Raw genomic sequence first — 13,226 nt, 5'->3', positions numbered from 1 at the left:
AGGCACCGGTCTCCGGGACTCTGATGCTTACGAGCCTTCATCGCCGAAGAGATTATTTTGTTTCCAATGTAAAGATGAAGCCGTCAACTTTCTGTATGACACTTTTCTCAAACTGACCAGATAACTTTGTGTTGTAATTTGAATCACATGCAAACAGAACAACTAATCATCTCTTTAATCAAAGACGATCTCATCAATAGTAAACTTGTTAATGGTCTTAGTCAACTTGGGCTTTCTGCGGGTGATTATCACTTACACTTGAGCGAAACCATCTTTACCCTGATGGGCATAGATGGCGTTGAGGATGATGATAAATTACTGGATCACTATATTGGGCTAATCTCCGTTGCGCAAAATGTAGATCTTACGGATATAGCAGGACGCAACTCTGTATTGGAAAAATTGGCACATAGCATTTATATTGAATTGCTTCGGAGGAAAGTATAAATCCAGTCGTTAACAGAAATAATTTCTGTGTCCTGAATTCTGTGATGCTGACGGGGTACTTAGTGCTTCTTTCTCGCAACTCGCGACTAAAAGCTCACAGCTGCATCCCCAGTAGCTAGCAGCCAGAAACCAGCAGCCACTACTTTCTCTTCAGCAGTGCCATATAAAATCCATCAAACCCATCGCTTGGCCATACGTGTTGATCTTCGAGGAGTTCGAAGTCTGATGGATTGTTGTCGAGGAACTTTTTTACCTGTTGTTGATTTTCAGATGGAAGTATACTGCAGGTGGAGTATACCATGAGTCCACCGGGCTTTACCATCTGGCAGTAGTCTTGGAGTATATGTTGTTGCAGTTCTTTTACATTGGTGATAAACTCTTCAGAGAGTTTCCACTTGGCATCGGGGTTGCGTTTTAGTACACCTAAACCCGAGCAAGGTACATCGAGTAATAAACGATCGGCAGAATTTTCGAGTCGCTTGATTACTTTGGAAGAATCAATCACACGTGTTTCGAGGTTTGTAACGCCACCCCTGCGCGCACGCTTTTGCAGTTCATCAAGCTTCCATTTCTCAGTGTCCATGCCAATGATGCGCCCTTTATTTTTCATAAGAGCCGCTATATGTAGTGTCTTGCCACCGGCACCCGCGCAAGCATCGATTACACGCTGACCGGGTTCTATATTTAGAAACGGAGCGATGAGTTGAGAAGCCGCATCCTGTACTTCAAACAACCCGCCTTTGAATGAAGGAGCGATAAAAACATTTTGTCGTTCTTTTAAAAGCAATGCATCCGGAAAACCTTCCACAGTATAGGTTTGTACATTTTCTTCGAGAAGTCGTTCGCGCAGATCTTTCTTGGTAGTTTTTAATGTATTTACCCGCAGAACAACTTGTGCTTCTTCATTGAGCGAGCTGAGTTCTTTATCCCAGAGCTTGCCAATTTCTTTTTCTCCAAGTTCATCCAGCCAGTCGGGTATAGATTCGCGCACCTTGCGAAATTTATCAGCATTGCGTTTTCGCTTGGCAATTTCGTTGGGATTAACACCTTTAAATTCTTCCCATGCAGGCAACGGTATATCTTGCAGTACAAGAATAGCCCCTAGCATCTTCCAGTAATCATGTTCACCAGCCTGCGATATTTCGCGGAGTAACCTATACCAGCGCACAATGTCGTATGTTGTTTCAGCAATAAATCGTCTGTCGCGGGCACCCCACTTGGAATTTTGCTTCAATACTTTTTCAATTACTTTATCAGCATAGCGTTGCTCGCCAAAAATTTGTTCGAGTGCCTGTACTACTGCGTTGGTTGTGTTGTTGTATAGCTTCATTTTTAAGTTAGCTGCGAGCTTTGAGCTGTTAGCTGTGAGTTGTGTGGGAAGAGGGGCTGTGAGTTTGGTGCAAAGGTGCGAAAAAATGTGCAAAAATTAGTTGCTGGGTTCTGGCCGCTGGCTACAAGACAGAGCTACCATAGTCTTAAAACTACAGGTTCATGGCAGTAAACGTGAATCCAGCAAACAAAGTCTGGCAGCTAGTAGCCATTTCTCGTCATGTATATAAACAACCCTATGGCTACCGGGTATATCAGGAAATATAGAGGCGTAGGAGGTATGATGCGCAGTAACATAACAAACGGTGACAACAAAAGGAGAATACCGCTAATGATAATAATTGTTTTCCGGGAACGCTCAATCGGTTGTCGCCCGATTTCAAACAGGTGGTAGAGCAGGTAGGTGATTACTGCTACATTAAAAGCCATCAATAGAAGACGAATCATATTCGAAGATAGCCAAATTAGTTGTGAGCTTTGAGTTGCGAGCTTTGAGAAGTGGCTTCTGGTTACAGGCTACTGGTTGCTGGTCCTGTAGCCAGAAGCCTGTAGCTTTTGATCTCGCAGCTCGTGGCTCGCAGCTAATTCACTATCTTGCTGCGTAAAATAATTTGCATTGAACGCCACAGAGTACGCTATCATCGTTGCCGGAGGAAAGGGCACGCGCATTAAGAGCAAGCTTCCTAAACAATTTCTGGAGTTGAGTGGCTTGCCTATACTCATGCATACGCTCCAGGCTTTTTACCGGTACTCTTCTTCTATCAAAATTATACTGGTGTTGCCACAGGATGACTTTGAGACATGGGAAGCTCTTTGTAAGAAGTATAATTTTACCCAACCGGTTATACTTCAAAAGGGGGGTGAATCCAGATTCCAGTCGGTGAAAAATGGTCTTGATAAAATTGAGGGCGGTGGACTTGTCGCTATACACGATGGTGTTCGCCCGTTGGTGAGTGAAGATATTATAGGGGCATCGTTCAGACTGGCAGCAGTACACCAATGTGCCGTGGCTTCTGTGCGATTGAAAGATTCCATCCGCATGACGGATCAGGATACAACCAAAGCGATGGACCGTTCTAAATTCAGACTTATTCAAACCCCCCAAACATTTCAGGTTGATCTTATCAAAAAGGCATACGAGGTAAAAGAAGATCCCAATTTTACCGATGATGCCAGCGTAGCAGAATTCTCCGGCCACCGCATATCGCTCTTTGAAGGCAGCTATGAGAATATAAAGATCACCACTCCGGAAGACTTGGTTGTAGCGGAGGCACTCATGGCGAAATAGCTGCGAGCTTTGAGTCATGAGTTGTGAGGCGTGTATGAGAAGCTACTGGCTTCCGGCTACTGGTCGTTTTTCCTGAGGCTATATATTTACCCGGAAAAAAAACGATGAGTTTACAACGCCCGTCCTGAAGCCAGCGGCCAGCACCATTAGCCTTAATAAAAAAGGTGGCCCGAAAACCACCTTTCTTAAATCTAAGATATATATACTATATCTCGCCTTTCTCGGCTTTCTTCTTTAGTTTTTCGTTCGCGAAGATCGCTACTTCTACACGTCTGTTTTGTTTGCGACCGGCTTCAGTTCCGTTATCTGCTACGGGTTGATCCGGCCCATAGCCTACCGTTGTAATACGTGTACCCGTAACACCTAACGTTTTTAAATAGGTTGATACAGAAGCCGCACGCTTGTCGGATAACGTCATGTTATAGTCATACTTGCCGGTTGAGTCTGTGTGTCCTTCGATCAGGATGTTGGTGTCGTCATACTTGTTGAGTACACGCGCCAGGTCTTGCAGGTTGGTTTTTGATGTTGCCGTTACTTCTGAAGAGTTGGTAGCAAACTGTATACCCTGGTGGAAAGTAATTTTTATCCCTTCGCCTACACGCTCCACTTCTGCGCCTTCCAGGTCTTTCTTTAGTTCAGCAGCCTGCTTATCCATATACCGGCCGATCAAATACCCGGCTGTTCCACCAATGGCAGCACCAGCGATAGCACCAACGGCCGTGTTACCTGCAGCTTTACCGATGAGCGCACCGGCCGCGGCACCGCCTGCTGTACCAATAATAGCCCCTTTGGTTGCTTTGTTCATGTTCTTACATGAGCTGAACAGAATACAAATTGTTAACAGGAAGCTGAACAGATGCTTGCCCTTTAAAACATTTACCATACGTCTTTGATTGTGATTGTTAGAGATAGAGTGTTAAAAAAAAGTTTTGGCTTTGTATTTATAGATGTATAGAAAGGGTTTTCAGATTTTTTGAATGGCGAAAGAAAGGCAGAATTGGAGATTAATGGATAAATGATTCGTTTGACGACATAAATCGGCAGAAATAAATACACCTATACCGATAAACGATCAGGCACTTTTCCTTCACAAAAAAGCAAGAAGCCGACTTTGAAGGTCGGCTTCAGCAAGAATACATGATAATGTAAAAATGTTTGTCGGTGTCAGTACTCGTCTTCGTTGAAGAAAAAGTCTTCTTTGGTTGGGTAGTCTGGCCAGATTTCTTCTATACTTTCGTAAGGTTGTCCGTCATCTTCCAGTTCCTGGAGGTTCTCCACTACTTCCAGGGGAGCGCCTGAACGGATAGAATAATCGATCAACTCGTCTTTAGTTGCCGGCCAGGGAGCATCCTCTAAGTAAGAGGCAAGTTCAAGAGTCCAATACATAGTTTACGTCCTCCTTTTAATTTTTCGCAAAAATAAAATTAATTAGGGCATAGTCAATAGTTAGTACTCGATAGTATTAAAAACCAAAAAGTAACCCCATGCCGCGTGCAGTCAGCGGCTCCCCACTATGCACTATGGACTAAAAAAGCCATATTTGCGGCCATAAACTCAACGGCTAATTTTCTGAATTATTGAAATGAAGTAGCACTTCAGGTCATAATTTTATCAGAGACCAACCATTTTTACCAATACATACTCATGGCTGACGAAAAAATTATTTTCTCGATGGCGGGCGTAAATAAGATTTACCCGCCCAACAAACAGGTTCTCAAAAATATTTACCTCTCCTTTTTCTATGGAGCCAAGATTGGCGTACTCGGTCTTAACGGGTCGGGTAAGTCATCGTTGTTACGCATTATTGCCGGTATAGATAAAGAATACCAGGGAGAAGTTGTGTCTGATTTAAGTTTCTCCGTTGGGCTGCTGGAGCAGGAGCCGCAGCTTGACAAGACCAAGACGGTAAAAGAAGTGGTGGAAGAAGGTGCACATGAAATTGTGTCGCTGCTGAAAGAGTTTGAAGCCATCAACGAAAAATTTGCTGATCCGGCCGTAATGGAAGATCCGGATGCCATGGATAAGCTGATCACCAAGCAAGGCGAGATACAGGAAAAACTGGATGCCGTTAATGCGTGGGAACTTGATAGTAAACTTGAGCGTGCTATGGACGCATTACGTTGTCCTCCACCCGATGCTAAAATTGAACATCTTTCAGGTGGTGAAAAAAGACGCGTGGCACTTTGCCGTCTTCTGCTGAAAGAGCCGGATGTACTGTTGCTCGATGAACCTACCAACCACCTGGATGCCGAGTCAGTATATTGGCTTGAACAACACTTGAAACAATATAAAGGAACGGTAATCGCAGTAACCCACGACCGTTACTTCCTTGATAACGTAGCAGGATGGATTCTTGAACTTGATCGTGGTGAAGGTATACCTTGGAAAGGAAATTACTCTTCATGGCTCGATCAGAAACAAAAACGTCTGGCGCAGGAAGAAAAATCTGAATCCAAGAGACAAAAAGCATTGGAGCGCGAGTTGGAGTGGGTACGCATGAATCCGAAAGGACGCCAGGCGAAAGGTAAAGCTCGTTTGAGCGCGTACGAGAAATTGTTAAGTCAGGAAGCAAAAGAGCGAGAAGAGAAACTCGAACTCTTTATACCACCCGGACCACGCCTCGGTAATAAAGTAATCGAAGCAACAGGTGTAGCGAAGGGCTATGGCGATAAATTACTCTATGAGAACCTGACATTCGCGTTGCCACCTGCTGGTATCGTTGGTATTATCGGACCGAACGGTGCAGGTAAAACAACGTTGTTTAAACTGATCATCGGTAAAGAGAAACCAGACGCTGGTAATTTTGAAGTCGGTGAAACAGTAAAGATCGCGTACGTTGATCAGGAGCACGATGATCTTAATCCGGAAGACAGCGTATGGCAGGCTATTACCGGTGGTAATGAGTTGATCGAGATCGGAGGTAAAACGCAGAACTCGCGCGCCTATGTTGGTAAGTTTAACTTCAACGGAACCGATCAACAGAAGAAAGTAAAAGAACTCTCCGGTGGTATGCGTAACCGCGTACACCTTGCTATAGCTTTGAAACAAGGTGGTAACTTATTGCTGCTCGATGAGCCTACCAACGATTTGGACGTAAACACACTGCGTGCACTCGAAGAAGCACTTGATAACTTTGCCGGCTGTGCGGTAATTATATCTCACGACCGCTGGTTCCTCGATCGTGTATGCACACATATCCTTGCCTTTGAAGGCGATTCGCAGGTGTTCTGGTTTGAAGGAGGCTTCAGCGAATACGAAGAGAATAAACGTAAGCGCCTGGGCGATGATCAGCCACATCGCATCAGGTACAAAAAACTGGTGAAGTAAAAGAATATATATAGTCCGGCTGATGAAAATAAAACGCTCATCAGCCGGTAATTTTTTATAGCCATGCGAACTATCTATACTATTGTTTTACTGGTACTATCCAACACCTTCATGACGCTGGCCTGGTATGGTCACCTGAAGTTTAAGGATATGAAGTGGAGTCAGAATTTACCGCTGATCGGTATCATTCTAATCAGTTGGGGAATAGCGTTGTTTGAATATATACTGCAAGTCCCGGCTAACCGGCTCGGATTTAAAGAATATGGCGGACCATTTTCACTGGTGCAGCTCAAGGTAATCCAGGAAGTGATCACGCTCGTAGTCTTTATGATCTTCTCGTTTCTGTTCTTCAAAACCGAGACGTTTAAACTTAATCATCTGATCGGTTTTGTGTTCCTGGTGTTGGCGGTATATTTTATTTTCAAAAAGTAGATTATGGCAAAATTGAAAAACAGAGTTGTCTGGATTACCGGTGCGTCATCCGGGATAGGAGAAGCGCTTGCGTATGAGATGGCCAAGCAGGGCGCGCGATTGATTCTGTCGGCCCGAAGAAAAGAAGAACTTGAGCGTGTAAAAGGTAATTGTATATCTTCTGCACAAGCCAACATACATGTGCTGCCGTTCGATCTTACTAAAACAGAAACCCTGAAACTTACCACTGAAGCCGCCATCCAGGTTTTCGGACATATCGATATACTGGTAAACAACGGAGGTATCAGCCAGCGGAGTTTTGCAAAAGATACTTTGCTTGATGTAGACAAGCGGATCATGGATGTAAATTACTTTGGCGCTGTAGCACTTACTAAAAATATACTGCCACATTTTCTGAAACGTAAGAGCGGACACCTGGTAACGGTATCGAGCGTCACCGGAATTTTTGGAACACCGTATAGGTCAGGCTATGCGGCATCTAAACATGCGCTTCATGGTTTCTTCGATTCTCTTCGTGCAGAACTCTGGAAGGATGTAAGAGATGCTATTACCGTTACCATGATTTGTCCCGGATTTATTCATACACCCATCACACTCTCTGCTGTTACCGGTGATGGAAGTCCGTTAGGTAAAATGGACGATGCACAATACAAAGGTAAACCTGCCGATTGGTGTGCCCGAAAAATTATACACGCCATCGAAAAGAAAAAGAACGAAGTATATATAGGCGGAATTGAAACGTTGGGAGTTCGCTTTAAGCGGTTGTTTCCGAATTGGTTTGCCAGGTATATCCGGAGTGCGAAGGTTCGGTGATCGAGAAGACCGAAAGTCGAGAAGACGGAAAGGCAGGAAGTCGGGAAGTTGGATGGATACGACTCGTCTTCATAATATTGATATTGCTCGCGGGATAAACACTTAAAAACTTTTTCCGGCTTTCGGACTTTTTCTATCTTCCGGACTTTCGGACTTTTTCCATGCCTCGCTATCTATTTCTATGCTATCACGGTAAAGGACATTTTAATCCGTGCTTTCAGTTGGCGCGTACGTTGCAGCAGTCGCATGAGGTGCTCTTTGCTGGTGTGCAGTTCTTTTTTAAGTATATAACTTCCCAGGGATTTTCGTATTACCCGTTAAAGACCGTTCCGTTTGGATTAGGACTTGAAGAATGGATGTGCGAGCAGCAAAAACGCAAGCCGGTATATTTCCATGCATTGAAAGATCGCTGGAATGATGAACTATATAATAAGCGCGAACAAGAGCTAACAAAGTTGCTGGATACATTTGAGCCCGATGTAATTCTACTCGATACACACCAGACTACAGATTTCATCGTGCTATATCCGCTGCTGAAATCACGAAAGATACGATTGGCGCTGGTGCATGCTATGTTAACGTCTGTGCTTACGGATAATTTTCCTCCGGTGAATAGTCTTGTTTTTCCGGATGATCAGGCAGGTATAACGCGCGAGATAAATTTACTGAAACAGAAAAAACGAAATCGCTTGTGGAAACAGAAGCTGCGCTTTCTGGGCATGGACGATGATACGATTATTCACCGGAGGGTTCGTAAAAATAAAATACCGGGTCGCTATATAGCAGCACAGCAACGGTTCTATGGATTGGTGCTGGATAATTTGCAGGAGTTTATTTTTCTGCCGCGTGAATTTGATTTTAAAGAAGCCAGGATGTACCCGAACCAGCACTATGTAGGCTTCCAGGTAGACTACGGACGGAGCGAAGCTAGTAACGATGCCTATACTTCTGTCAGAACTAAGATCCTGCAAAGAAAAGCTCTCCATAAAAAACTTGTATACTGTGCCTTTGGTACGGTGCCCATTGATGATGCTCAAATATTTCTTTCATTTATAGATAATTTGATTGTCGCGCTGAACGATCTTAATGTAATTCTGCTGTTAGCCACAAGCCTCGATACAAATAATATACAGTATAGTGACGATATATATATACTTCCATACGTTCCCCAATTGGACGTGCTGCAGTATTCGGATGTTTTTATAACGCATGGCGGATTGAATTCAATTAAAGAAGCAATCGATCAGGCAGTGCCGATGCTGGTATATCCGGGTGAATCGGTGATGGACCCTCCCGGAAATTCAACGCGCGTAGTATACCATCAGCTTGGTTTGCGTGGCGATATGAAGACAGACTCCCCGGAAGATATTCATGGTAAACTCCATCAATTGCTGACAGATGGAAGATTTAAGAAGAACGTTGAAGCGTTGAAACAGGTGAATCGGTCGTATTCCATTGATAAAGCGATAACACTTTTGTCAAGTCTTCCACCCATTGAATAATCAGTTATACTGTTGTATCTTTCTTCATGCACCCAAACGAAAGATTTATGCAGAAGTATATTGTTTATGCCGTTGTCTTGATTTTGACAGCATCCTGCACTATAAAACCTCCCGTTGAATCGCAGGGGACCGTTGTGGACGATACAGTCAAAGCGAGGAAGTATACCGAACAATACCGACCTGCTTTTCACTTTTCGCCCGATCATAATTGGACGAACGATCCGAATGGATTGTTATACTTTGATGGTGAGTATCACTTGTTTTATCAGTATAATCCCTTTGGTAACAAATGGGGACACATGAGTTGGGGGCACGCGGTAAGCAGCGATTTGCTTCGCTGGGAGCATTTGCCAGTAGCGATCACAGAATATACAGATAAAGCATCAGGCGATAGTACGATGATCTTTTCCGGTAGTGCCGTAGCGGATGTGAATAATACCAGTGGCTTTTTTTCGAAAGGCGGAGGTGGTATGGTGGCTATATATACCTCACACGTACATCGTAACAACCAACAGTTAACGCAGCATCAGAGTGTAGCTTATAGTGAAGATCGTGGCAGGACGTTTACGCGGTATACTGACAATCCGGTGCTTGATAAAAAACTGAAAGATTTTCGTGATCCAAAGGTTTTCTGGTATGAACCGGAAAAGAAATGGGTGATGACAGTGGTTGTTCCCGATAAATTCAAAGCGCAGTTTTACGAATCAAAGAATTTAAAAGATTGGAAACTGCTAAGTGAATTCGGTCCGCTCGGAGACACTGCAAAAATATGGGAATGTCCGGATCTGATAGAGGTACCGTTGCTTGATAATCCTGCGAAGAAAAAATGGGTGCTGCTCATTTCGAACTCACATCCGCAAGGACCAACCTTTGTCGGTATGCAATACTTCGTTGGTAATTTTGATGGAAGAAAATTTACGCCTGAGTATCCGAAACAGTACCCGCTATACCTAGAATATGGTAAAGACTTTTACGCAGCTGTTACTTTTAACAATGTACCGAAGAGCGATGGTCGGACTATCTTGCTTGGCTGGGCTAACAATTGGGCTTACGGACAGGATATACCAACCGAGCCATGGCGAAGTGCTATGACGCTGCCGCGTGAGCTATATCTGAAAAATACAGCGTATGGTTATCGTGTGATTCAGAAGCCTGTTCGGGAACTGGCTGCAATCCGGGATGATAGCGTAAAATATACTCCGCCTGGTAAAGTGTTTCCCGGAAAAAGTTTTGAAGTCAATTATAGCTATACCGCGGGCAATGCCGCGAAGTTTGGATTTAAAATCATAACCGGTGAAAACGAGGAAACGATTATTGGCTACGACAAGAGTTTACAGGAGGTATACATCGATCGGACGAAGTCTGGTAATGTGTCGTTTCATAGTAATTTTCCCAGCGTAGATCGCGCACCGGTCAAGTTGCAGAATGGTAAACTGAAGTTGCAGGTATTTGTAGATAACTCCATCGTTGAAGTTTATATCAACGATGGAGAACAGGTTATTACCGATCAGATCTTTCCGACATCATCTGAATATAGCTTACAGCAATTTGCCGAGGGTGGTACTGCCGAAGCTGATATGCGCGTTTGGAAAATCAAATCGGTGTGGCTGGATTAAAATGTTGATTAGCTAATCTTTACCGGCTCACGCATACCCACCCACGTAAAACGTTTGGTAACATATTCAGGATTGGTGAACGATGCATTACCTGCAGGATTACCTCCGGTTACATGGAAGTCAGAGAATGCAGCATGCTGGTTCATATATATACCACCAATAAGGTTAAATGATACAGGTGTAGCGGCCAGTGACATTTCATCGGCAATCTTTTCTTTTACTTTGTTGTCCGTTGTATAGGCTCCGCAAGATATAGCACCGTACTTCAGTGCCATCTCCTGTGCCAGTGCTATACTTTGATCTGTATTTTTTGTTTTGATCAGTAAAGCAATCGGGCCGAATAATTCTTTGCTGAATACCTCTTTCTTGGATGCATCCACCTCAATAAGAACGGGTGTAGCTACGCGTGCATTTTTAAACATCGGGTTCTCGAACGTGCGTGACTTTAACCATACTTTACCCGGAAGTTTTTCGGCATCGGTAACACGCTCGCATGTCTTCTTGTTTTGTACAGCGCCCAATACAAACGGTCCGGCTTTTGGGTTGTCGGCTATAGCATTTACCTGGTCGGCCAGTTTCTGTGCAAATTCATCAAACGACACTACACCGGCAGCAGTCTTGATGCCTGCTTCCGGTATATAAAAATTCTGTGGAGCTGTACACATCTGTCCGCTATATAAAGCGACTGAGAAAGCGAGGTTTGCTGCAACCTTGTCAACGTCTTCCACCGAATCAAGTATAACAGAGTTGACTCCGGTCTTTTCCGTAAATACAGTTTTACCCGGTAATGTCTCCAGGTAACTTCCAAAGGCTGAGTTTCCCGTAAAATCAATTAGCTTTACTTCCGGATGTTCCGCCAGTTCTTTTGTTATAGTTTTACTAACGGTATCTACCGCCAACTGACAAACTGATGGATCTATATTGTTTTCCGATAGCACCTTTTGGATTTCGGCAACCACAATAGCAATGGGTAAAATTGCACCGGGATGCGGCTTTACAATAACAGCGTTACCGGTAATAAGACTTCCATATATGCCGGTAACGGAATTCCATGTAGGAAATGTTGAGCATCCTATAACAACCGATATACCTTTCGGTACAGCACGCCACTCTTTGTTCAGCTGTATATTAAATTTACCCATGGGCTTGTCCCAAACTGTTTTGGATGGGAAGCGCTGTAATTCTTCATAGCCTGCCGCTATAGCTTCAAGTGCGCGATCAGCAGCATGTGGGCCTGAGGCCTGAAACGCCATCATATACCCTTGCCCCGTAGTATGCATGGTGGCATACGCAATCTCGAAGAAACGTTGTTTAACACGCTCCAATGATTCCGTTAATATACCGGCACGATCGTCAACCGAAACTTTTCGCCATACATGAAACGCTTTCTTCGCGTTATCAACCAACGCCTGAACGCTATAGGAAGGATACTGTATCTTCAACGCTTCCTGCAGGTAAGGCGATTCTTCTTCGCCAATCCATGCTTCAGCTGCCGGTTGCTTCAGCTCTTCAAACTTTTTTCCAAGGGTCGCCTTGAATTTAGCTTGTGCATCGGCATCAGCAGTTTCGCCATATATAGCAGGTGCGGGATGTTCAGGATAGTATGCAAAAAAAGTTCTGTCGTGTAATGCTTTTACGGCATTGGTGATCGTTGCTTTATGTTTTTCAAAGAGGGTCATATATCTGGTTGTTTAGTAGTTTATTTTATTGCTTGCTGCCAAAAACTCTTTTTAACAATTCAGTTGTACGGGCCACCGGATCTTCGCGTATCTTCTTCTCTTCATCGGCTATCAGTAAAAATAATCCGTCCATCGCTTTCGTGGTAGCATAGTCATTCAGATCCGGATTTACCTTTTCAACAAACGGAATTCGATTATACTGTGTTACCAGGTCGCTATAGTATTTCGTTGCATTTACTTTGCTGAGCGAGCTCGCAATAACCGGCTGAAATTTTTCGCGCAGTTGTGCAGATGTTGTGCGCTTTAAATATTCCGTTGCTGCATTGTCTGACCCGCGTAAAATACTCCATGCATCCTGAATAGTCATTTGCCTGATGGCATTAACAAATATAGGTTTAGCTTCCTTGGCGGCATCTTCAGCACCCCGATTCAAGGTAAGTATAAATTTATCTACTTCACTGCCCAGACCAATCTGTCGTAATTTATCTTCTACTTTTTTAACATCCGGGGGAAACGGAATTTTGATCTTCGGATTTTTGAAGTAGCCATCCAGTTGCGAAGCCATGTCTGATCCGTTGGATATACCTTTTACCAACGCTTCCTTCAATCCTTCGCCTACCTCGGCAGTGGTTAATGGTTTTTCGGTGTTAAGAGCTTTGTTCACTTCGCTCATGGTCTGGTTAAGTTGAGCGGTGGTACAGGCCGTGAATACCAGCGCTGTCAGCATTGCAAATGTCGATCGTTTCATAAACTGTTTAATTCGCGTGAAAGGTAAATAAAAGTCTACGACCCT

At 43.9% G+C, this 13,226-nt stretch carries 13 protein-coding genes; 7 read left to right on the top strand and 6 right to left on the bottom strand.

Annotated elements, in window-relative coordinates:
* Window positions 1-147: 147 nt before the first annotated feature.
* On the top strand, window positions 148-447 hold the full coding sequence (locus ACFQ21_RS14235; protein ID WP_377579899.1) for a hypothetical protein: 300 nt from the start codon (window positions 148-150) through the stop codon (window positions 445-447).
* Between the two features lie 139 nt (window positions 448-586).
* On the opposite strand, the gene ACFQ21_RS14230 is transcribed toward ACFQ21_RS14235, so the two are convergent.
* On the bottom strand, window positions 587-1,777 hold the full coding sequence (locus ACFQ21_RS14230; protein WP_377579898.1) for an RsmB/NOP family class I SAM-dependent RNA methyltransferase: 1,191 nt from the start codon (window positions 1,775-1,777) through the stop codon (window positions 587-589).
* 200 nt (window positions 1,778-1,977) lie between these two features.
* Window positions 1,978-2,223, bottom strand: coding sequence for a hypothetical protein (locus tag ACFQ21_RS14225; RefSeq protein ID WP_377579896.1), 246 nt, complete (start codon window positions 2,221-2,223; stop codon window positions 1,978-1,980).
* Between the two features lie 169 nt (window positions 2,224-2,392).
* On the opposite strand from ACFQ21_RS14225, the gene ACFQ21_RS14220 reads away from it, so the two are divergent.
* Window positions 2,393-3,064, top strand: coding sequence for a 2-C-methyl-D-erythritol 4-phosphate cytidylyltransferase (locus tag ACFQ21_RS14220; protein WP_377579894.1), 672 nt, complete (start codon window positions 2,393-2,395; stop codon window positions 3,062-3,064).
* Between the two features lie 205 nt (window positions 3,065-3,269).
* Here the strand turns inward: ACFQ21_RS14220 and ACFQ21_RS14215 are convergent, their stop codons facing one another.
* Complete coding sequence (locus tag ACFQ21_RS14215) at window positions 3,270-3,869, bottom strand: OmpA family protein (RefSeq protein ID WP_377579893.1); 600 nt, start codon at window positions 3,867-3,869, stop codon at window positions 3,270-3,272.
* Between the two features lie 359 nt (window positions 3,870-4,228).
* Window positions 4,229-4,450: a DUF2795 domain-containing protein gene (locus tag ACFQ21_RS14210; protein ID WP_039751840.1), complete on the bottom strand. Its 222-nt coding sequence runs from the start codon at window positions 4,448-4,450 to the stop codon at window positions 4,229-4,231.
* Between the two features lie 258 nt (window positions 4,451-4,708).
* On the opposite strand from ACFQ21_RS14210, the gene ettA reads away from it, so the two are divergent.
* The 5 genes from ettA (at window position 4,709) to ACFQ21_RS14185 (ending at window position 10,754) form a co-directional block, all read left to right on the top strand.
* A complete protein-coding gene (gene ettA / locus ACFQ21_RS14205) occupies window positions 4,709-6,391 on the top strand; it encodes an energy-dependent translational throttle protein EttA (RefSeq protein WP_377579891.1) in 1,683 nt (560 codons plus the stop codon).
* A gap of 63 nt (window positions 6,392-6,454) precedes the next feature.
* Window positions 6,455-6,823, top strand: a complete 369-nt coding sequence (locus tag ACFQ21_RS14200) for a DMT family protein (RefSeq protein WP_377579890.1) — start codon at window positions 6,455-6,457, stop codon at window positions 6,821-6,823.
* A 3-nt stretch (window positions 6,824-6,826) separates the two neighbouring features.
* Window positions 6,827-7,636, top strand: a complete 810-nt coding sequence (locus ACFQ21_RS14195) for an SDR family oxidoreductase (protein ID WP_377579889.1) — start codon at window positions 6,827-6,829, stop codon at window positions 7,634-7,636.
* 161 nt (window positions 7,637-7,797) lie between these two features.
* Window positions 7,798-9,138 carry a glycosyltransferase gene (locus ACFQ21_RS14190; RefSeq protein WP_377579888.1) on the top strand — a complete coding sequence of 447 codons (1,341 nt, stop codon included), beginning with the start codon at window positions 7,798-7,800 and terminating at the stop codon, window positions 9,136-9,138.
* Between the two features lie 47 nt (window positions 9,139-9,185).
* Window positions 9,186-10,754, top strand: coding sequence for a glycoside hydrolase family 32 protein (locus ACFQ21_RS14185; protein WP_377579887.1), 1,569 nt, complete (start codon window positions 9,186-9,188; stop codon window positions 10,752-10,754).
* Window positions 10,755-10,762: 8 nt separating this feature from the next.
* Here the strand turns inward: ACFQ21_RS14185 and paaN are convergent, their stop codons facing one another.
* Together paaN and ACFQ21_RS14175 are read right to left on the bottom strand one after the other, a co-directional pair.
* Window positions 10,763-12,433, bottom strand: coding sequence for a phenylacetic acid degradation protein PaaN (gene paaN / locus ACFQ21_RS14180; RefSeq protein WP_377579886.1), 1,671 nt, complete (start codon window positions 12,431-12,433; stop codon window positions 10,763-10,765).
* A 25-nt stretch (window positions 12,434-12,458) separates the two neighbouring features.
* The gene (locus ACFQ21_RS14175; RefSeq protein ID WP_377579885.1) at window positions 12,459-13,181 is read right to left on the bottom strand and encodes a DUF4197 domain-containing protein; all 723 of its coding nucleotides are present in this window, start codon (window positions 13,179-13,181) and stop codon (window positions 12,459-12,461) included.
* Window positions 13,182-13,226: the final 45 nt, after the last annotated feature.

It is taken from the genome of Ohtaekwangia kribbensis, assembly GCF_042676245.1.
In the GTDB taxonomy this organism is placed as follows: Bacteria; Bacteroidota; Bacteroidia; order Cytophagales; family Cyclobacteriaceae; genus Ohtaekwangia; species Ohtaekwangia kribbensis.
This window is presented reverse-complemented; position numbering and strand designations above follow the sequence as displayed.

Coding starts and splice junctions, on each gene's coding strand:
- ACFQ21_RS14190 (WP_377579888.1), top strand. CDS start 7,798: ATGCCTCGCTATCTATTTCTATGCTATCACGGTAAAGGACATTTTAAT.
- ACFQ21_RS14175 (WP_377579885.1), bottom strand. CDS start 13,181: ATGAAACGATCGACATTTGCAATGCTGACAGCGCTGGTATTCACGGCC.
- ACFQ21_RS14215 (WP_377579893.1), bottom strand. CDS start 3,869: ATGAACAAAGCAACCAAAGGGGCTATTATTGGTACAGCAGGCGGTGCC.
- ettA (WP_377579891.1), top strand. CDS start 4,709: ATGGCTGACGAAAAAATTATTTTCTCGATGGCGGGCGTAAATAAGATT.
- ACFQ21_RS14200 (WP_377579890.1), top strand. CDS start 6,455: ATGCGAACTATCTATACTATTGTTTTACTGGTACTATCCAACACCTTC.
- ACFQ21_RS14210 (WP_039751840.1), bottom strand. CDS start 4,450: ATGTATTGGACTCTTGAACTTGCCTCTTACTTAGAGGATGCTCCCTGG.
- ACFQ21_RS14195 (WP_377579889.1), top strand. CDS start 6,827: ATGGCAAAATTGAAAAACAGAGTTGTCTGGATTACCGGTGCGTCATCC.
- ACFQ21_RS14185 (WP_377579887.1), top strand. CDS start 9,186: ATGCAGAAGTATATTGTTTATGCCGTTGTCTTGATTTTGACAGCATCC.
- ACFQ21_RS14225 (WP_377579896.1), bottom strand. CDS start 2,223: ATGATTCGTCTTCTATTGATGGCTTTTAATGTAGCAGTAATCACCTAC.
- ACFQ21_RS14230 (WP_377579898.1), bottom strand. CDS start 1,777: ATGAAGCTATACAACAACACAACCAACGCAGTAGTACAGGCACTCGAA.
- paaN (WP_377579886.1), bottom strand. CDS start 12,433: ATGACCCTCTTTGAAAAACATAAAGCAACGATCACCAATGCCGTAAAA.
- ACFQ21_RS14235 (WP_377579899.1), top strand. CDS start 148: ATGCAAACAGAACAACTAATCATCTCTTTAATCAAAGACGATCTCATC.